This window comes from Mycobacterium sp. 1164985.4, from assembly GCF_001668575.1.
Classification (GTDB): domain Bacteria; phylum Actinomycetota; class Actinomycetes; order Mycobacteriales; family Mycobacteriaceae; genus Mycobacterium.
In genome coordinates this window covers 26,384-45,881 of the sequence record NZ_LZMD01000115.1, presented here as the reverse complement: position 1 = coordinate 45,881, position 19,498 = coordinate 26,384, and the positions used below count along the sequence as shown (strand labels likewise).

The 19,498-nt window shown below is 68.7% G+C and carries 19 protein-coding genes; 14 read left to right on the top strand and 5 right to left on the bottom strand.

Translation table 11 applies throughout. From position 1 onward, the window contains the following. Positions 1-124: 124 nt before the first annotated feature. The 3 genes from A5650_RS25640 to A5650_RS25630 are packed head-to-tail and all read left to right on the top strand — an operon-like array spanning position 125 to position 2,635. Positions 125-496 carry an OB-fold nucleic acid binding domain-containing protein gene (locus tag A5650_RS25640; protein WP_067089886.1) on the top strand — a complete coding sequence of 124 codons (372 nt, stop codon included), beginning with the start codon at positions 125-127 and terminating at the stop codon, positions 494-496. After that, entirely contained in the window at positions 493-1,209 is a 717-nt protein-coding gene (locus tag A5650_RS25635; protein ID WP_067298930.1) for a DUF3159 domain-containing protein, read from the top strand. Before A5650_RS25640 ends, A5650_RS25635 begins: the two co-directional genes overlap by 4 nt. Continuing rightward, positions 1,199-2,635, top strand: coding sequence for an MFS transporter (locus tag A5650_RS25630; protein WP_067298927.1), 1,437 nt, complete (start codon positions 1,199-1,201; stop codon positions 2,633-2,635). Before A5650_RS25635 ends, A5650_RS25630 begins: the two co-directional genes overlap by 11 nt. 2 nt (positions 2,636-2,637) lie before the next feature. On the opposite strand, the gene A5650_RS25625 is transcribed toward A5650_RS25630, so the two are convergent. After that, positions 2,638-3,303, bottom strand: a complete 666-nt coding sequence (locus tag A5650_RS25625) for a potassium channel family protein (RefSeq protein ID WP_067089878.1) — start codon at positions 3,301-3,303, stop codon at positions 2,638-2,640. After that, positions 3,300-3,971, bottom strand: a complete 672-nt coding sequence (locus A5650_RS25620; protein ID WP_082950946.1) for a potassium channel family protein — start codon at positions 3,969-3,971, stop codon at positions 3,300-3,302. The genes A5650_RS25625 and A5650_RS25620 overlap by 4 nt, the downstream gene beginning before the upstream one ends. 88 nt (positions 3,972-4,059) lie before the next feature. On the opposite strand from A5650_RS25620, the gene A5650_RS25615 reads away from it, so the two are divergent. The 3 genes from A5650_RS25615 to A5650_RS25605 all read left to right on the top strand — a co-directional run bounded on the left by A5650_RS25615 (position 4,060) and on the right by A5650_RS25605 (position 7,842). Further along, complete coding sequence (locus A5650_RS25615) at positions 4,060-6,054, top strand: APC family permease (protein WP_067298923.1); 1,995 nt, start codon at positions 4,060-4,062, stop codon at positions 6,052-6,054. Continuing rightward, complete coding sequence (locus tag A5650_RS25610) at positions 6,051-7,280, top strand: class I SAM-dependent RNA methyltransferase (RefSeq protein ID WP_067298921.1); 1,230 nt, start codon at positions 6,051-6,053, stop codon at positions 7,278-7,280. Before A5650_RS25615 ends, A5650_RS25610 begins: the two co-directional genes overlap by 4 nt. A gap of 82 nt (positions 7,281-7,362) precedes the next feature. Beyond that, positions 7,363-7,842 (top strand): MSMEG_6728 family protein, encoded by a 480-nt coding sequence (locus tag A5650_RS25605; protein WP_067298919.1) that lies wholly within the window; start codon positions 7,363-7,365, stop codon positions 7,840-7,842. Positions 7,843-7,845: 3 nt separating this feature from the next. On the opposite strand, the gene A5650_RS25600 is transcribed toward A5650_RS25605, so the two are convergent. Next, a complete protein-coding gene (locus A5650_RS25600; protein WP_067298917.1) occupies positions 7,846-8,304 on the bottom strand; it encodes an Rv1443c family protein in 459 nt (152 codons plus the stop codon). 130 nt (positions 8,305-8,434) lie between these two features. On the opposite strand from A5650_RS25600, the gene nhaA reads away from it, so the two are divergent. From nhaA to A5650_RS25580, 4 genes are all read left to right on the top strand, one after another. Then, positions 8,435-9,763 carry a Na+/H+ antiporter NhaA gene (gene nhaA, locus A5650_RS25595; protein WP_067298915.1) on the top strand — a complete coding sequence of 443 codons (1,329 nt, stop codon included), beginning with the start codon at positions 8,435-8,437 and terminating at the stop codon, positions 9,761-9,763. Between the two features lie 28 nt (positions 9,764-9,791). Further along, positions 9,792-11,705, top strand: a complete 1,914-nt coding sequence (gene dxs, locus A5650_RS25590; protein ID WP_067298913.1) for a 1-deoxy-D-xylulose-5-phosphate synthase — start codon at positions 9,792-9,794, stop codon at positions 11,703-11,705. Positions 11,706-11,831: 126 nt separating this feature from the next. Beyond that, positions 11,832-13,022: a prolyl oligopeptidase family serine peptidase gene (locus A5650_RS25585; protein WP_067298911.1), complete on the top strand. Its 1,191-nt coding sequence runs from the start codon at positions 11,832-11,834 to the stop codon at positions 13,020-13,022. Between the two features lie 42 nt (positions 13,023-13,064). Then, complete coding sequence (locus A5650_RS25580; RefSeq protein ID WP_067298909.1) at positions 13,065-13,979, top strand: alpha/beta fold hydrolase; 915 nt, start codon at positions 13,065-13,067, stop codon at positions 13,977-13,979. A 13-nt stretch (positions 13,980-13,992) separates the two neighbouring features. Here the strand turns inward: A5650_RS25580 and A5650_RS25575 are convergent, their stop codons facing one another. Next, positions 13,993-15,297: an HRDC domain-containing protein gene (locus tag A5650_RS25575; protein WP_067298907.1), complete on the bottom strand. Its 1,305-nt coding sequence runs from the start codon at positions 15,295-15,297 to the stop codon at positions 13,993-13,995. A gap of 2 nt (positions 15,298-15,299) precedes the next feature. After that, positions 15,300-15,836 (bottom strand): DUF3000 domain-containing protein, encoded by a 537-nt coding sequence (locus tag A5650_RS25570; RefSeq protein ID WP_231744895.1) that lies wholly within the window; start codon positions 15,834-15,836, stop codon positions 15,300-15,302. Between the two features lie 165 nt (positions 15,837-16,001). Here A5650_RS25570 and hemE point away from each other — a divergent pair, with 165 nt between their 5' ends. Genes hemE through A5650_RS25550 form a run of 4 tightly spaced genes read left to right on the top strand, consistent with a single transcriptional unit; the run spans position 16,002 to position 19,470 of the window. Continuing rightward, positions 16,002-17,066 (top strand): uroporphyrinogen decarboxylase, encoded by a 1,065-nt coding sequence (hemE, locus tag A5650_RS25565; protein ID WP_067298905.1) that lies wholly within the window; start codon positions 16,002-16,004, stop codon positions 17,064-17,066. Further along, entirely contained in the window at positions 17,063-18,418 is a 1,356-nt protein-coding gene (locus A5650_RS25560; protein WP_067298904.1) for a protoporphyrinogen oxidase, read from the top strand. Before hemE ends, A5650_RS25560 begins: the two co-directional genes overlap by 4 nt. A gap of 4 nt (positions 18,419-18,422) precedes the next feature. After that, on the top strand, positions 18,423-19,118 hold the full coding sequence (hemQ, locus tag A5650_RS25555; RefSeq protein ID WP_067298902.1) for a hydrogen peroxide-dependent heme synthase: 696 nt from the start codon (positions 18,423-18,425) through the stop codon (positions 19,116-19,118). Positions 19,119-19,158: 40 nt separating this feature from the next. Beyond that, positions 19,159-19,470, top strand: coding sequence for a hypothetical protein (locus A5650_RS25550; RefSeq protein WP_231992808.1), 312 nt, complete (start codon positions 19,159-19,161; stop codon positions 19,468-19,470). Positions 19,471-19,498: the final 28 nt, after the last annotated feature.

The following is a 19,498-nucleotide window of genomic DNA, read 5'->3' as shown; positions in this document are numbered from 1 at the left end:
TGCCGTGGGCGAAAACCGCTCGGCGTGCCGAGGTGACCCCGCGTGGCATCTCGTAACTGAGAGGGTTACCGTGGCGATTATCGGGGTAGGTCCAAGGTGGATCTGCGGATAGTCAGGAGAGGCCATGGCGACGGCCGAACGTTATCTGCGCCGGCTCACGCGGCGGTTGACGGAAGACCCCGAGCAACTGGACGTCGAGGAGCTGAGCGACGAAGCCGCCATGACCGGCGCCCAGAAGGCGATCGACTGTGAACGCGGCCAAGAAGTCACGATGATCGGCACCCTGCGAAGCGTGGAGTGCAACGGCAAGGCGTGCGCCGGAGGCGTGAAGGCCGAACTGTTCGATGGCACCGATTCGGTGATGCTCGTCTGGCTCGGTCAGCGCCGCATCCCCGGGATCGAGTCCGGCCGAACCCTGAAGGTGCACGGACGCGTCGGCAAGCTCGACAACGGCGCCAAGGCCATCTACAACCCGCACTACGAGATCCAGAAGTGAGCGACCCCGGAACCGAACCGGGGCAGTCCAGAACCCAGCAGCCGACCAAGGCGAACGCCGTCCTCGACCAGATGGGCGGGATCAGCGGCCTGATCTATTCGTCGCTACCCGTCGTCGCGTTCGTCCCGGTGTCCCAACTCGTCGGACTGATCCCCGCCATCGTCACCGCGCTCGGCGTGGCCGGAATCATCCTGGCGTGGCGGCTGGCTCGGCGGGAAACGGCGCAACCCGCCATCTCCGGCTTCTTCGGTGTGGGAATCTGTGCGTTGATCGCCTACATCATGGGGGAGTCGAAAGGCTATTTCCTGCTTGGCATTTGGTCATCATTGCTCTGGGCGGCGGTGTTCACGCTGTCGGTGGTGATCCGTCGGCCGGTCGTCGGCTACGTCTGGAGTTGGGTCAACGGGCACGGTCGTGACTGGCGCCATGTCCGAAGGGCGGTCACGGCGTTCGACGTCGCAACCTTGTTCTGGGTGGCGGTGTTCGCCTCGCGCTTCGTCGTGCAGCGGCACCTCTACGACGCTGACCAGACCGGGTGGCTCGGCGTCGCGCGCATCTCCATGGGTTGGCCGCTGACCGCCGTCGCCGCGGTGGTGACCTACCTGGCGATCCGGTCCGCACAGAAGGCTGTCGACGCGCGGGAGGCCTCCGTCACCGCGCACGGGGGATCGCCGTCCGAGCTCGGCGACGCGACCCACCCGGATGCCCGCTGAGGCCACCGATCGGCCGCTCATCGCGGTCGCGGTGCTCGCCTCGTTCGTGGCGTTCCTCGACGGGTCCGTGGTCAACCTTGCGCTTCCGGCGATCGGCCGGACATTCGGCGGCGGGCTGGTACTGCAGCAGTGGGTCCTCGACGGTTATCTCTTGGCGCTGGGCGCCTTGATCCTGGTCGCCGGCGCCGTGTCCGACCAGTTCGGCAGGAGCAGGGTTCTGCGGATGGGCCTGTTGATCTTCGCGGTCTCGTCGGTGCTGTGCGCGGTGGCGCCCTCGGGGTGGGTGCTGGTCGCGGCTCGGGTGCTGCAGGGCGTAGGCGCGGCGTTCCTGGTCCCCAGTTCGCTCGCCATGATCAACGCGCGGTTCTCCGGCGCCGCCCAGGCGCGGGCGATCGGAACCTGGACCGCGTGGACGGGTACGGCGTTCGTCATCGGCCCGGTGCTCGGCGGCGTCCTGGTCGACGCGTTGAACTGGCGGTGGATCTTCGGGGTGAATCTCGTTCCGCTCGCGGTGACGTTGTATCTCATGACCAAACTGCCGCCAGAGAACCGCAATCGGGAGGGCGGCCGGGGACGTGTCGACGGTGTCGGGGCGACGCTCAACGCCGTCGGGCTCAGCGGTGTGGTGTACGGGCTCATCGAGGGGCAGCGCCTCGGATTCACGCATCCGGCGGTGGCAACCGGATTGGTGCTCGGCGGGATCTGCCTGGCGATCTTCCCGATCTGGGAGCGACGCGCGGCGCATCCGATGATGCCGTCCGCGATCTTCGCCGCCCGTAACTTCGCGGTCGGCAACCTGGCGACCGTGTTCCTCTACGCCGGGGTATCGCTGGGCATGTTGATCGTGGCGCTGTTTCTCCAGGAGACCGTCGGACTGTCCGCGACACGGGCCGGCCTGGTGACTCTGCCGATCCCCGTGCTGTCGTTCCTGCTGGCGCGGCGGTTCGGCACGCTGGCCGGCGTGCACGGTCCGCGGTTGTTCATGGCGGTGGGGCCGATCGTCGCAGCGGCCGGTTTCCTGTGGATGTCGACGGCCCACCCTCCGGTTGACATCTGGACCCAGTTGATGCCTGGGCTCGTCGTGTTCGGTCTTGGGCTGACGATCACCGTCTCACCGCTCACGGCCGCGGTGCTGGCCGCCGTCGATCCGGCGCAGAGCGGCATCGGATCGGCGGTCAACAATGCGATCTCGCGGATCTCCGGACTGATCGCGGTCGCGCTCACCGGCGTGATCGTCGGTGCCGCAGTCGATTTCGACGGATTCCCGCGGGGCGCACTGGTGACCGCCGCGCTTTTCGCGGTGGCGGGACTTGTCGCGGCGGTGGGCATCCGCAACGAGCAGTGCGACCTCGCTCGGGTACGGCCGGAGTCCACCGCCGGCTGTCATGACCGCGCGACGCCCCCACCGGCGCACCTCGCGCGCTGAGATCAGCGCTGCTGCGGATGCAGCAGCAGATCCTGCAGCTGTTCCTCGACCTCGGCGACCGCGACGAACAACAACTCGTCGCCGCCCTCGAGCGGTTCATCGGACTCGGGCACGATCACGCGCGGGCCGCGCAGGATCGTCACCAGCGCACAGTCACGCGGAAGTTCTAGGCGCTTGACCGGTTTTCCGCCCCACGGGGTGTCGTCGGGCAGCGTGATCTCGACGAGGTTGGCTTGACCCTTGCGGAACTCCATCAGCCGCACCAGGTCGCCGACCGCGACCGCCTCCTCGACGAGCGACGCCAGCATGCGGGGGGTCGACACCGCCACGTCGACGCCCCAGCTCTCGTCGAACAACCACTCGTTGCGCGGATCGTTGACGCGGGCCACCACCCGCTGCACGGCGAACTCGGTCTTGGCCAGCAGGCTGACCACCACGTTGACCTTGTCGTCACCCGTGGCCGCGATGACCACGTCGAACTGCTCGAGCTGAACGGATTCGAGCACGGTCAGCTCGCACGCGTCGCCCAGCCGCCACTGTGCCGCCGGAATCGCGTCGACGTCGATGTGGTCGGGATTGCGTTCGAGCAGTGTGACCTCGTGGGTGTCGACGAGTTCGCGGGCGATGGACCGGCCGACGGCGCCGGCCCCGGCGATGGCGACCTTCATCCCTCGAGGTCCTCGCTCGGCGGCAGCGCCGCGATGGCCAGGGCCTCGGCGATGTGCCCGGCGATCGCGGCCATGAAGACCTGGTCGCTGGCCTGGATGACGGTCTTGGCGTCCGGCAGCAGACCGGCGCCGAACCGGATCAGGAACGCGACCCGGCCGCCGGTGGCCGCCTCGAGGTCGGTGATCCGCCGGCCCACCCACGCCTCGTGCAGCGCCAATTCGGTGACGCCGACGTTGCCGGTGGGGTCACGCCACTTGGTGGTCTCGGTCTCGCGGGTCAGCACGTTGAGCAGGCGATCCGTCGTCCACGGCACCGTGGCCACCGTCGGGATGCCCAGCCGCTCGTAGACCGCGGCGCGCTTGGCGTCGTAGATGCGGGCCACCACACGCTCGACTCCGAACGTCTCGCGGGCGACCCGCGCCGAGATGATGTTGGAGTTGTCGCCCGACGACACCGCGGCGAATGCGCCTGCTTCTTCGATGCCCGCCCGCAGCAGCACATCGCGGTCGAAGCCCATACCCAGCACCCGCTCCCCGGAGAACTCCGGCGAGAGCCGGTGAAACGCCGTGCTGTCCCGGTCGATGACCGCGACGTCGTGGCCGATCCGGGAGAGGCTGTCCGAGAGCGACGCGCCCACCCGGCCGCAACCCATCACCACTACACGCACTCCACGGTCCTTCCTGCTGTCGAACCCGCGCAGTCGAACGCTACAGCTTTCCGACGGGCAATTGCTGCTGGGCTTACCCTTGGCACTCGTGTCCAAGCTATCCAGGTTCGCGCGGCGGGTGGTCCTCGGCAGGCCGTTTCGCAGCGACAGGATTTCGCACACTCTGCTGCCGAAGCGGATAGCGCTTCCCGTCTTCGCCTCCGATGCCCTGTCGTCGGTGGCCTACGCGCCCGAGGAGATCTTCCTGGTGCTGTCGGTGGCGGGACTGGCCGCCTACTCGATGACACCCTGGATCGGCCTGGCCGTGGCCGGCGTGATGGTGGTCGTAATCGCCAGTTACCGGCAGAACGTGCACGCGTATCCGTCCGGGGGCGGGGACTACGAGGTGGTCACCACCAACCTCGGGCCGACGGCCGGGCTGACCGTGGCGAGCGCGCTGCTGGTCGACTACGTGCTCACGGTCGCGGTGTCTATGTCCTCGGCGATGTCGAACATCGGCTCGGCCGTGCCGTTCGTCAACCACCACAAGGTGTTGTTCGCCGTGATCGCGATCCTCTTCGTCGCGGCGTTGAACCTGCGCGGGATCCGGGAATCCGGAACCGCGTTCGCCATTCCGACGTATGCGTTCATGGTCGGCATGTTCGTGATGCTCGGCTGGGGGTTCTTCCAGATCTTCGTGCTCGGTGATTCGCTTCGGGCCGAATCCGCCGACTTCGAGATGCATGCGGAACACGGCGAGATCCTCGGCTTCGCGCTGGTTTTCCTTGTGGCGCGGGCGTTCTCGTCGGGCAGTGCGGCGCTGACTGGCGTCGAGGCGATCAGCAACGGGGTGCCGGCCTTCCGGAAGCCGAAGTCGCGCAACGCCGCAACGACGCTGGCGCTGCTCGGCCTGGTAGCCGTCACCCTGTTCATGGGCATCATCATGCTGGCCAAGGAAACCGGCGTACAGATCGCCGAGCGACCGCACGAACAACTCGTCGGCGCCCCGCCGGACTACCACCAGCGGACCCTGATCGCGCAGTTGGCCGACGCGGTGTTCCACGACTTCGCCCCCGGGCTCTATCTCATCGCCGCCGTCACGGCGCTGATCCTCCTGCTGGCCGCCAACACCGCGTTCAACGGCTTCCCGGTGCTCGGTTCGATCCTCGCTCAGGATCGTTTCCTGCCACGGCAATTGCACACCCGCGGGGACCGGCTCGCGTTCTCGAACGGCATCCTGTTTCTGGCCTTCGCCGCGATCGCGTTCGTCGTGGCGTTCCGCGCCGAAGTGACGGCGCTGATCCAGCTCTACATCGTCGGGGTGTTCGTGTCGTTCACCCTCAGCCAGGTCGGCATGGTGCGGCACTGGACGCGGCTGCTGCGCACGGAGACCGAGCCGGTCATCCGGCGCAAGATGATGCGGTCCCGGGTGATCAACGCGATCGGTTGTGCGTGCACGGCCACCGTGCTGGTGATCGTGGTGGTGACGAAATTCGTTGCGGGTGCGTGGATCGCGATCCTGGCGATGACTATTCTCTTCGTGACGATGAAGCTGATCCACCGGCACTACGACACGGTGGCGCGCGAACTCGAGGAACAGGCCGCCGACGCGACCGACTTGGTGCTGCCCAGCCGCAACCACGCGATCGTGCTGGTGTCCAAGCTGCACCTGCCGACAATGCGCGCGCTGGCCTACGCCAGGGCCACCCGGCCGGACACGTTGGAGGCGATCACCGTCAGCGTCGACGACGGCGAGACGCGCGCGCTCGTGCACAAGTGGGAGGACAGCGACATCAGCGTCCCGTTGAAGGTGATCGCCTCGCCCTACCGGGAGATCACCCGCCCGGTGCTCGACTACGTCAAGCGGATCAGCCGGGAGTCGCCGCGCACCGTCGTCACCGTGTTCATCCCCGAGTACGTCGTCGGTCACTGGTGGGAGCAGGTCCTGCACAATCAGAGCGCCCTTCGGCTCAAGGGCCGGCTGCTGTTCGAGCCCAACGTGATGGTGACGTCGGTGCCGTGGCAGTTGAGTTCCTCCGAGCGGCTCAAGACGCTGCAACCTCATTCGGCGCCTGGCGACGCGCGCAGGGGATTCCTGGATTGACCGAAGACAAGGGTGGATCGACGGGCCTCGAGCTCACCGTCACCACTGGCCCGCCCGCCAACGGTGGCAGCTGTGTGGCGCGGGACGACGGCCGCGTGGTGTTCGTCCGCTACGCGCTGCCCGGCGAGCGGGTCAGGGTGCGGGTCGTCGCGGACCGCGGAAAGTATCTGCACGCCGACACCGTCGAGGTCATCGAGCCCTCGGCTGACCGCATCGACTCGCTGTGCCCGATCGCCGGAGCGGACGGCGCCGGGTGCTGCGACATGGCCTTCGCCGAGCCGGCGGCGGTCCGCGCACTGAAGGGCGCCGTCGTCGCCAACCAGTTGGCGCGGCTGGGTGGATTCCACTGGCGCGACGAGGCCGACGCCACTGCCGAGCCGGTCGGCGACGGCGCCGCGACCGGGTGGCGGACGAGGGTGCGATTGGACACCACCATCGAGGGCCGGCCCGGCTTTCACCGCTTCCACAGCGCAGAGCTGGTCACCGGCCTGAACTGCGCGCAGCTGCCCCACGGCATGGTCGACGGGCTGGCCGAGCGGACCTGGCCGCCCGGCTCGCAGCTGCACGTCGCGATCGACGACGAGGGCACGCGCCACGTAGTGCAGTCCGGGCCGCGAGGGCGCAGCAGCGGCCACAAGGCCCCGACCCGGGTGGTCGAGGGGGAATACGAAGCGGTGCAGCGGGTCGGCGACCGGACGTGGCGCGTGCCGGTGACCGCGTTCTGGCAGTCGCATCGCGACGCCGCTCGGCTCTACAGCGAGCTGGTGGCCGGCTGGGCCCAGCTGAGCCCGGGTATGACGGCGTGGGACTTGTACGGCGGCGCGGGGGTATTCGCGGCTGTGCTGGCCGAAGGGGTCGGGGAGAGCGGCAAGGTCCTCACGGTGGACACCTCGAGGGGCTCGTCGCGCGCGGCGCGTGCGGCGCTCGGCGACATGGGATGGGTGTCGGTGATCACCGACTCGGTGCGCCGAGCGGTCGCTGCTCAGCAAGATCGCGCCGATGTCGCGGTCCTGGATCCACCGCGGACGGGCGCGGGTCGCGAGGTGATCGATCTGCTGGCGGCCGCCGAGGTCCCGCGGATCGTCCACATCGGTTGCGAGGCAGCGTCATTCGCACGAGACGTCGGGCTCTATCGCGGGCACGGGTACGCCGTGGAAGAGCTGCGGGTGTTCGACTCGTTCCCGCTGACGCACCACGTCGAGTGCGTCGCGGTCCTCGTGCGCTGACTCTGCGCCCAGGGCGTAGATTGACCTGTCTTCCGCGCCCGGGACGCAGAATGAACGTGGCCAAACGGGTACCCCGCCGAGAATGCAGACGTTTTTGCCCTGCCCGGGCTTCGACGACACCGCCCGCGTTCTGGACACGAAGCGGCTGGGCAAGCAGCGGGTCGAGGCCATCCAGGTGGTGCGCGCGCTGACCGTGCCGGGCTACGGCTGGCGTCATCACCCCGCGGCGGCGATGTGGGCGGGCTACGAAGAGGCCCTGGTCCGCTACGGGCTCGACATCTGCGCCGCATGGTGCCGGCTGGGACACGCCGACACGTGTGCGACGACGATGGTCACCGACCTCACCCGCACGACCGGCATCGGCAGCCCGCGCACGCAGGGTGAGTTGGCGACGGCCGGGGAGGTGCCGCCGTGGCTCGGCGATCCGGTGTTTCACCGCAGCCATCAGTCGGTGCTCGTCCGCAAGGATCCGCAGCACTATCGCCAATTCTTTCCCGACGTGCCCGACGATCTCGACTATGTCTGGCCCGGATCCGACCGGCCGCGCCGCATCGCGATCTGACGATCAGCCGAAGTACCGCGCCAGCCGGCGCTGGCGGTGCCCGAACAGCGCCCCGATTCCCGCCGCGATCACGGGCGTGAGCACTCGCAGCGGCGTGCGAAGTTCGAAGGTGAGCCGATCGCGCACCACGGTTCGCCCTTCGCCCACCGGCTCCAGCGAGCGTTCGTGCCGCCACAGCCGCATGCTCAACATCGTCGATACCTCGTGAAACCCACGGCCGGGCCACAATTCAGCGATTGTCAGATGGTCGTAGTCGAATGGCAGCACACCGAACAACCGCATCCAACAACGGCCCACGGGCTCGCCGACGGGAATGGTGTCGACGGTCAGATCCTTGCGACCGCGCGGCATCGACATGCTCATCCACGGCCGCAGTTCGTCGTTGATGCCCTCCGGCGTGACGATGCGCTCCCACACCCGCGCGGCGGGCGCGTCGACGGTGCTCTGACGTTCGACGATCATCGCGGTTCAAGCTAGCCGAGATGCCCACCGCTGCGTGGCGCACCTCGCGTTGATACGTTGAGCGACAGGTGTGCCGGGAAGTCTGGTCGGCGATTCTTTGTCGACCGCGAAACACAGATCGGGACCCGCCGTGACCTCTAGTCCACTCCGCCGGTTCGCACAGCGGACGCTCTTCTCGCGCGGTTCGTGGTCCGAGACCGATCGCATCTCCTCGATCCTGCGCAAGGAAACCGTCGGCGGCGCGCTGCTGTTGGTGGCGGCGGCCGTCGCCCTCGTCTGGGCGAACTCCCCGTGGTCGGCGAGCTACTTCGCCTTACGCGATCTCGAGGTCGGCGGCGAACCGTTCGGCATGCACCTGAGCCTGACGCTCGGCACCTGGGCTGCCGACGGGCTTCTGGCGCTGTTCTTCTTCGTGGTCGGGTTGGAGCTCAAACGCGAGTTCGTCGCCGGCGATCTTCGTGACCCCGCCCGCGCGGCCCTGCCCATCGCCGCCGCCGTCGGCGGAATGGTCGTGCCGGCGCTGATCTTCGTCGCGGTGACCGCCCACGTCGGCGACGGCGCACTCCGCGGCTGGGCCATCCCGACGGCGACCGACATCGCCTTCGCCGTCGCGGTGCTCGCCGTCATCTCGACACACCTCCCGTCCGCGCTGCGCACGTTCCTGCTGACGCTCGCCGTCGTCGACGACCTGCTCGCGGTGCTGGTGATCGCCGTCTTCTACACCGAAGGCATCAACTGGCCCGCGTTGGCGACGGCGATGGCGCCGCTCGCCCTGTTCGCACTGTGCGTGCAGCGCCGCATCCGGTCGTGGTGGCTGCTCGTCCCGCTCGCGCTGGCCACTTGGGCCTTGATGCACGAGTCGGGAATCCACGCCACCGTCGCGGGAGTGTTGCTCGGCTTCACGGTGCCGGTGGTCCGCTCGGAGGCCGCGGGCGGGCCGGACGCGGGGCCGGGCCTCGCCGAGCACTTCGAACACCGCCTGCGGCCGCTGTCGGCGGGTGTCGCGGTCCCCGTGTTCGCCTTCTTCGCCGCGGGGGTGAACATCGGCGGCTACACCGGGTTCACCGAGGCCATGACCGACCCCATCACGCTCGGCATCGTGTTGGGCCTGATCATCGGAAAACCCGTCGGGATCTTCCTAACGACCCGGGTGCTGGCGGCCCTCACGCGGGCCAACCTCGACTCGGCGATCCGGTGGATCGACGTGCTCGGCATCGCCATGCTGGCCGGTATCGGTTTCACCGTGTCACTGCTGATCGGCGATCTGGCCTACGGCATCGGGTCCGAACGTGACGAATTCGTGAAGATCGGGGTTCTGACGGGATCGCTGGCCTCTGCGATGCTCGCTGCTGTCCTGTTGAGGCTGCGGAACAGGCAATATCGTGCGATTTACGAGCAGGAGACCGCCGACGCCGACCACGACGGTGTGCCCGACATCTACCAAGCTCGGCAGGACTGACTACGACGGCCGTGCGTAGACTGAACGAATGCTTGAACAGATCCGCGGGCCCGCTGATCTGCAGCACCTATCGCAGTCGCAGCTGAGCGATCTAGCACGTGAGATCCGCGAATTCCTGATCCACAAGGTGGCTGCCACGGGCGGGCATCTCGGCCCCAATCTCGGCGTCGTTGAGCTCACGCTCGCGCTGCACCGAGTGTTCGACTCGCCGCACGATCCAATCATCTTCGACACCGGACACCAGTCCTACGTGCACAAGATGCTGACGGGCCGAAGCCACGAGTTCGCCACCCTGCGCAAGAAGGGCGGCCTGTCGGGCTATCCCTCGCGCGAGGAGAGCGAGCACGACTGGGTGGAATCCAGCCACGCCAGTTCGGCGCTGTCCTACGCCGACGGTCTGGCCAAGGCGTTCGAGTTGTCCGGGCACCGCAACCGCCACGTGGTGGCCGTCGTCGGTGACGGCGCGCTGACCGGCGGCATGTGCTGGGAGGCCTTGAACAACATCGCGGCGGCCCGGCGGCCGGTCGTGATCGTCGTCAACGACAACGGGCGCAGCTACGCGCCGACCATCGGCGGGTTCGCCGAGCATCTCGCTGGCCTGCGGCTGCAGCCCGGGTACGAACGCGTGCTCGAGGAGGGCCGCAAGGCCGTGCGCGGGGTCCCCGTCATCGGCGAGGTGTGCTACCAGTGCATGCACTCCATCAAGGCCGGCATCAAGGACGCGCTGGCGCCGCAGGTGATGTTCACCGACTTGGGCCTGAAGTACGTCGGCCCCATCGACGGCCACGACGAACACGCCGTCGAGGTCGCGCTGCGCCGCGCCCGCGGCTTCAACATGCCCGTGATCGTGCACGTCGTCACCCGCAAGGGCATGGGATATCCGCCCGCCGAGAACGACGAGGCCGACCAGATGCATGCGTGTGGCGTCATCGACCCAGAGACCGGGCTGGCGACGTCGGTCCCCGGTCCCGGTTGGACGTCGACGTTCTCCGAGGCGCTGATCGGCTACGCGTCGCGGCGCCGCGACATCGTGGCGATCACCGCGGCGATGCCCGGCCCGACAGGGCTGAGCGCGTTCCGCCAGCGCTTCCCTGACCGGTTCTTCGACGTCGGCATCGCCGAACAACATGCGATGACGTCGGCGGCCGGGCTCGCGATGGGCGGTCTGCATCCGGTCGTCGCGATCTACTCGACCTTCCTGAACCGGGCGTTCGACCAGCTGATGATGGACGTGGCCCTGCACAAGCTGCCCGTGACGATGGTGTTGGACCGCTCGGGCATCACTGGCCCGGACGGCGCCAGCCACAACGGCATGTGGGACCTGTCGATGCTGGGCATTGTGCCCGGTATGCGGGTTGCCGCGCCGCGTGACGGCTCCCGGCTGCGCGAGGAACTCGGCGAGGCCCTCGAGGTCAACGACGGCCCGACCGCCATCCGCTTCCCGAAGGGCGATGTCGGTGAGGACATCTCGGCCGTCGAGCGGCGTGACGGTGTCGACCTGCTGGCCGTACCCGCCGAGGGGCTCGGCGACGACGTGCTGCTGGTGGCGGTGGGACCGTTCGCCTCGATGGCGTTGGCGGTCGCGGAGCTGTTGCGCAGCCAGGGCATCGGTGTAACGGTCGTCGACCCACGCTGGGTGCTACCGGTGCCCGAGGCGATCACCGCGCTGGCCCGCGAGCACAAGCTCGTCGTCACGCTCGAGGACAACGGCGTCAGCGGCGGCATCGGGTCGGCGGTCTCGGCGGCCTTGCGCCGCAACGAGATCGATGTGCCCTGTCGCGACGCCGGACTGCCACAGGAGTTCTTCGCGCAGGCGTCGCGCGGCGAGGTGCTCGCCGAGGTCGGACTGACCGATCGCACGGTGGCACGTCAGATCACGGGTTGGGTCGCCGCGCAGGGCGCCGCCGTGAACGAAACCGAAGTCAGCGAACGACTCGACTAGCCGTCGCCCCTGTTCGGCGAACGTGCGTGTTTGCACACGACACGCCGCGAATTCTCGACAGTTTGCGCACCTTCGCCGCGCACGAGCGTGCGCGCTCTCCGCGATGACGCCCGATAGGCTGTGGCAATGAAACTCGCTGGGCTGGTTCGCGTTTTGGCTGTCGCACTGCTGGTCGCGGTGGGCCTGGTGGTGACCCCCGGTGTGGCGCCCGCAGTCGCGCCACAGTGGTCCAACCTGGATGTACGAAGCTACGGCGGTCCGATCCCGGCGCCCGGATTACTGATCGAATCGGTGCCACTCGACCCGTCGCTGGCGGTGGCCGGCGCGGCGTCGGCCTACCGGATCCTGTACGCCACGATCGACCAGCACGAGCGCCCGGCGGTGAGCACGGCCGCCGTCTTCACGCCAAAAACGCCTCCGCCGCCGGGCGGATGGCCGGTCGTGGCGTGGGCGCACGGCACCGTCGGCCTCGGCGACGACTGCACGCCGTCCGCCCGTTCCCGCAGCGAGCGCGACGACGCGTATCTCACCCACTGGCTCGACCAGGGCTACGCGGTGGTCGGCAGCGACTACGCCGGCCTCGGCACGCCCGGCCTGATGAGTTACCTCAACAGCGTCACAACTGCGCGCGGGGTGGTGGATTCGGTGATCGCCGCCCACGGTCTGGGCCTGCCGTTGTCGCCGAAGTGGGCGGTCGTCGGCCAGTCGCAGGGCGGGGCCGCAGCGGTCGCCACCGCCCGGTGGGCCACCGAGTTCAGCGCCGGCTCGGGTCTGGACTTCCGCGGCGTCGTCGCCACCGGCACGCCGGCGCACGTCGAGAACATCGTCAAACAGGCGGGGCCGGACATGGCCGTGCCCCCGAAGCTGGGGCCGGTGGCCAACGCCTACACCGCCTACATCGTCGCGGCGTTGCGCGAAGCGCACCCCGAGCTCGACCTCGACCGCATACTCACCCCGGCCGGCCGCGCGGCCGCCGATCAGGCCGAGACTCAGTGTGCGGCTGAACTTTCCGCGGCGCTGATGGACGCGAGCCTGCCCTCGTTCTTCTCCGCACCCCTGGTCTCGGTCCCTTGGGCGACGGAAGCCGTCGACGCGTACATGGGCATCCCCGCCGACGGATACGACCGGCCGATCTTCCTCGGCGTCGGACTGCTCGATCGTGACGTCCCGCCGGATCTCACGCTGCGATTCGCCGATGAGCTCACCGCCAACGGACAAGACGTCACGCTCAAGGTGTACCCCGACGAGGACCACAGCGGCACCGTGCTGGCCTCGCTGCCGGATTCGACGCCGTTTCTGGCACGCCTGTTCAGGTGACGGCCGCCCCGTAATTCAAGAAAAGCCAGTTAGGCTGCGACGATGGACGCCGAGTTGGAGCGCTGGAAAGCCGCGGGACACTATTTCGACTACCTGGGGTTCGGAATCTTCTACCGTGTCGACGGCCTGCCACTCGGCCAATCGCCGACCCTTCTCGCCGTCCACGGCTATCCGTTCAGCTCGTGGGACTGGTCGCTGATCTGGCCGACGCTCACCGAACACTTCACCGTCATCGCGCCGGACATGATCGGGATGGGTTTCTCGGCCAAACCGGCCGCCTACGACTACTCGGTGCTCGATCACGCCGACATGCACGAGGCCCTGCTGGAGCACCTGAACGTCGAGCGGTGTCACGTCCTGGCCCACGACCTGGGCGATTCGGTGGGCCAGGAACTGTTGGCGCGCAGCGAATTCGGCGATCAGTCGTACGACCCTGTGCGGTATGAGTCGATCACCTGGCTCAACGGCGGGTTGTTCAACGAGGCCTACACGCCACGCACCATGCAGAAGTTGATGTCAGGCACTCCGCTGGGCGACCTCATGAGCCCGCTGCAGGGGCGCAGTTCGTTGTCGCGCAAGGTGCTGGAGTCGACGATCAACGAGATGTTCGGGCCCAACACGAAACCGTCGCGCGAGCTGATGACGCGGTTTCACGAGATCCTCGAGTTCAACGACGGTAAACGCGTACTGCACAAGGTCGGACGCTTCCTGGCCGACCGCTATACACATCGCAACCGCTGGGTGCGTGCGATGCGTCAAACCGCCGTCCCCATGCGGTTGATCGACGGGCCCATCGACCCCAACTCCGGCGCTCACATGGCGCGTCGGTACGCCGAGGTGATTCCCGAGGCCGACGTCGTGATGCTCGCCGACGACATCGGCCACTGGCCGCAGCTGGAAGCTCCACGGGAAGTGTTGCGGCACTTCCTCGCCCACGCCGCGAAGTTGGGCGGCTAGCCCGGCTCAGGGGTCATTGTTCGTCGGGAGCTGCCGACTGCTGGGCCAGCTTGGCGTCCGCCGCGGCCAGCGCTTCGGCCAGCGGAGGCACGGCGAGTCCGCGCTGCCAGGGCCGCGCACCCGCGTCGCGCAGGAACGCCTCGATCACCGCGGCGCGGTCCTCGACGGGCTCCCAGTCCCAACACAACCGGCGCACGGTGTCAGGGGACAGGAGATTCTCCGTCGGCACCGAAACCCGTTGCGACACTTCGGTAAGCGCCGCGCGCACCACCTCCAGTCGAGCGGCGGCTTCGGGTTTGCGCCTGGCCCAACGGGATGCCGGAGGGGGCCCGTTCGACGGCTCCTGCGATTTGGGTAGGTCCTGCGTCGTGCGAGCCCGGGCGAGCGCGTCGAGCCACACCTTCGCGCTGCGACGTTGCCGGTTACCGCCGAACACCGGAAGCGCAGTCAACTTCTCGACGGTGTCGGGGTCGGTGGTGGCCGCGTTGATGATCGCCGAGTCGGGCAGGATACGGCCCGGCGCGATATCGCGGCGCTGGGCGATGTGGTCGCGGGTGGTCCACAATTCGCGCACCGCGGCCAGCGCCCGTGCGTCACGGATCTTGTGGATCCCCGATGTACGACGCCAGCGGTCGCGTCGCGTCGGTGCGCCCTCGAAATTCTTCAGCTGTTCGAATTCCTGTGCTGCCCAATCCGTTTTGCCCTGCTTCTCGAGGACCGCGGCGACGGCGTCACGCAGGTCGATCAGCACCTCGACGTCGAGTGCGGCGTAGTTGAGCCAGTCGTCGGGCAGTGGGCGTTTGGACCAGTCGGCCGCACCGTGCCCCTTCATCAGCTGCAGCCCGAGCAGGCGCTGCACCATTGCCGCGAGGTTGACCTTCTCGAAGCCGGCGAGCCGGCCCGCCAACTCCGTGTCGTACACGCTGATCGGCCGGATGTCGAGCTCGGCCAGGCACGGCAGATCCTGGTCGGCGGCGTGCAGCACCCACTCGTCCGTGCGCAGCACCTCGGCCACGGGTGCCAGCGCCTCGACCGGATCGACGCCGTGGCTCACAGGGTCGATCAAGACGGTGCCGGCGCCGGCGCGCCGGATCTGCACGAGGTAGGCGCGATTGGAATAGCGAAATCCCGAGGCCCGTTCGGCATCGACCGCGAATGGTCCACGGCCGGACGCCAGAAGTTCGGCGGCCCTTCGGATTTCATTGACGCTGGCAGACAGCTGCGGTACACCATCGCGGGGCGTGAGGAGCGGCGTGGCCTCCGGCTCGCCCGCTTCAGCCTCGGCCGCCTCGGGGATGGCCTCGTCGGATTCCGGCATCGTCAGGCGCGGGTGCGGGAGCCGAGGTCGGTGACGCCCTGAGGCGGCAGCCCGGCAGCGTGCTCGAGCACCTCGCAGAACGCCTCGACATGCGGACCCAATTCGAGCGTCGTCGCCGTCCACGAGGCACGCAGCTCCAGCTGGTGCGCCCGGGGAGGGCCGGAAATGTCGCCGTAGCGCACCGAGGTGGTGGCGGTGACGGTGCCGCCCAGCGCGGTGACGTGTTCGGCGCGCTCGGCAAGCGCATCGACGAGCCAGCTCCACGCGACCTCGGGCAGCAACGGGTCGACGGCCTCGCTCGAGTCCAGGTCGGCCTGGATGTAGGCGACGAGCCGCATGGTGCCGTCCCACGCGTCGGCGCCCTCGGGATCGTGCAGCAAAATCAGGCGGCCGAACGCATCGCCTTCGGAGCGCTCCGGCACGATCGCCGTCTCGGGATGGCGGACCTCGGCGCCCAGCGCATAACTGAACGGCGCCAGCCGCTGCGGCGGGCGGATTGGGCCGAGCTCGATCTCCGGTCGGACGGTGGTGGCATTCATCGCCGCCACCGCTTCGCGGAACTGAGCCGGTTCGGCGGTGGTCACGACGTTTGACGGTAGACCATTCGAGCAGGTCTGTGCGCGTGGCGCGCCGATCTTGTAGGGACAACCGGTCCACCGAGGCGAAGCGGGCGCCGGCGGGTCGTCATGGCAGCATTGACAGCGATGAACACACGCCGTGAGCTGCCCGACTCGCCCTATCTGGCCGCCGCGAGCGGCCGCAAACCCGGCCGTGTACCGGTGTGGTTCATGCGGCAGGCGGGCCGTTCGCTGCCGGAGTATCGCGCCCTGCGGGCCAAGAACACGATGATGCAGGCCTGCTTCGACGCCGAGTTGATCACCGAGATCACGCTGCAGCCGGTCCGCAGGCACGGCGTCGACGCCGCGATCCTGTTCTCCGACATCGTGGTGCCGCTGCGGGCCTCCGGTATCGACCTCGACATCGTGCCCGACGTCGGCCCGGTGATCGAGCGCCCGATCCGCGCCGCCGCCGACGTCGCGGCCATGCAACCGCTGCAGCGCGAGCAGGTCGCGCCGGTGGCCGAGGCGGTCGGAATGCTGGTCTCCGAACTCGGTGACGTGCCGTTGATCGGGTTCGCGGGCGCGCCGTTCACACTGGCGTCCTACCTCGTCGAGGGCGGGCCCAGCCGCAACCACGAGCGCACCAAGGCGATGATGCTCGGAGAACCCGAAACCTGGCACGCGCTGATGACGGCGCTGACCGATGTGACCATCGCGTTCCTGCAGGTCCAGGTGGACGCGGGCGTCGACGCGATCCAGGTGTTCGACTCGTGGGCCGGGACGCTGTCGCTGGCCGACTACCGCAGCTATGTGCTGCCGCACAGCACCCGGGTGTTCGCCACGCTGGCCGCCTCGGGAGTGCCGATGACACACTTCGGTGTCGGTACCGCCGAACTCCTGGGGGCGATGTCTCAGGCCGCGTCCGGGCACGGCGCCCCAGCCGTCGTCGGGGTGGACTGGCGCACGTCGCTGCCCGACGCTGCCGCCCGAGTGGTCCCGGGGACGGCGTTGCAGGGCAACCTTGACCCAGTGGTTTTGCTGGCGGGCCTGCCGGTGGCCGAGCGCGCGGCGCGTGCGGTCGTCGATGACGGGCGGCGGGCGGTCGACGCCGGAGCCGCAGGACACGTCTTCAACCTCGGCCACGGCGTGCTCCCCGCGACCGATCCCGAGGTGATCACCGAAGTCGTGGCGTTGGTGCACTCACTGTGACTGCGTCGTATTGCGTTGTCGGCGGCGGTATTTCGGGTTTAGTCGCCGCGTATCGGCTGCGTGTTGCGGCCGGCCCGGACGCGTCGATCACGTTGTTCGACCCCGCGGACCGGCTGGGCGGCGTGCTGCGCACCGAGCGGATCGGCGGCCAATCGATGGACGTCGGTGCCGAGGCGTTCGTCGCGCGACGACCCGAGGTCCCCGCGTTGCTGGCCGAGTTGGGCCTGGCGAACCGGCAGACCGGCACGACTGGCGCACGACCGCTGATCTACAGCCAGGCCAGGCTGCACCCGCTGCCCGCAGGCACGCTGCAGGGGATCCCTGCGCAGCCGTCGGCGCTGGCGGGGCTGGTTGACGACGCGACCATCGTCTGGATGCAGGGCGAACGCGACCGCCCGTTCGCCTGGCGTCCCGGTGCCGATCCGTCCGTCGCCGAACTCGTCGGTGACCGGTTCGGGGCGCAAGTGGTCACCCGGTCCGTCGAACCCCTGCTGACCGGCGTCTATGCCGGCAACGCGGGCACCATCGGCGTCCGCTCGGCGGTCCCGACGCTGGCCGTCGTCCTCGATCGCGGCGCTCCCAGCCTGACCGACGCCGTCCGCGAGGCCGTGCCGCCGCCGGTCACCGGATCGGTCTTCGGTGCCGTCGAGGGCGGCTACCGGGTGCTGGTCGACGAACTCGTCCGCCGCGCCGGGGTGCAGTGGCGGCAGGTCACGGTCCAAGGGTTGCACCGCGACGCGCGGGGCTGGGAACTCGTCGACGACGAGGGCGCCTGCTACCACGCCGATGCGGTGGTGCTCGCGGTGCCTGCGCCGCGGCTGGCCCGGCTGGTTGCGGAGGTGGCTCCCCAGAGCGCCGCGGCGGCTGGTCGCATTCCGGTGGCGTCGACGGCGTTGGTGGCACTGGCGCTGCCGGGCGGCACACCGCTGCCGCAGCAGTCCGGTGTGCTGGCGGCCAGCGGCGAACGGCTGCGGTCGAAGGCGGTCACGCTGACGTCGCGCAAATGGGGTCCGCGCGGCAGCGTCGAGCTGGTCCGGCTGTCGTTCGGCCGGTTCGGCGACAATGTGGCCCGCAACGCGGGCGACGAAGAGCTGCTCACGTGGGCGGCGGAGGATCTGGCGACGCTTTTCGGGGTCAGGACGGAGCCAGTCGACTTCCACGTGCAGCGCTGGATCGACGCGATGCCGCAGTACGGCCCCGGTCACGGGGCGCTGGTGGCCAAACTGCGGGCGGGATTGCCGCCGACGATAGCGGTGGCGGGCGGATTTCTGGACGGCATCGGCGTTCCGGCGTGTGTGTCGGCGGCCACGAGGGCGGCGGCGTCGTTGGTCACCTCGCGCGTGGCACGATAGAACCATGGCCAAGCTCGACTACGACGCCCTCAACTCCGCCCTCCGGTACCTGATGTTCTCGGTGTTCTCGGTACGTCCGGGGGAACTGGGGGAGGACCGCGCGGCCGTCGCCGACGAGACCGCGACGTTCCTCAAACAGCAGGAGGAACGCGGTGTGGTGGTGCGCGGCCTGTACGACATCGCGGGTATGCGTGCCGACGCCGACTTCATGATCTGGACGCACGCCGACAACGTCGAGGCTCTGCAGGCCACCTACGCCGATTTCCGTCGCACCACGACCTTGGGCCGCGTCAGCAATCCGGTCTGGAGCAACGTCGCGCTGCACCGCCCAGCGGAGTTCAACAAGAGCCACATCCCCGCGTTCCTCGCGGGTGAGGAGCCGGGCAACTACATCTGCGTGTATCCGTTCGTGCGGTCGCTGGACTGGTATCTGCTGCCCGACGAGGAGCGCCGCCGCATGCTCGCCGAGCACGGCATGGCGGCGCGGGGCTACAAGGACGTCCGGGCCAACACCGTTCCGGCGTTCGCGCTCGGCGACTACGAATGGATCCTGGCGTTCGAGGCGCCGGAGCTGCACCGCATCGTGGACCTGATGCGGGATCTGCGCGCCACCGACGCGCGCCGGCATGTCCGCGAGGAGACGCCCTTCTTCACCGGACCGAGGATCAGCGCCGAGCAGCTGATCGATCGCCTGCCCTAAAGGGCCTCGCAGCCGGGGCCGCTTCGGTCATCATGGTCCGATGAGGACACAGATGCTGGTCGGCGCCGGCTTTCTGGTTGGCGCGCTCGCGACGGCGCCGACGGGTTTCGCGCAGGACCCGGACAGTGAGAAGTGCGCGCCGCGCTTCGGTCAGGTCATCGACATCACGGCGGGCGACATCGACTGCATCACCGCGTCGGACTACGCGGTGAGGTACGACATGAATGGCGACAAGTATCAGGTCATCGGCCCGTTCACGTGCTACTCAGGCAACGCGATGACCGCGCTGTTGCTATTTCAGTGCGTCGCCGACACCGAGGACCGCGCCGAGTTCGCCGTCTACCCGGCGTAACTCATTGCTCGTGCGACTTTTTGCGCTG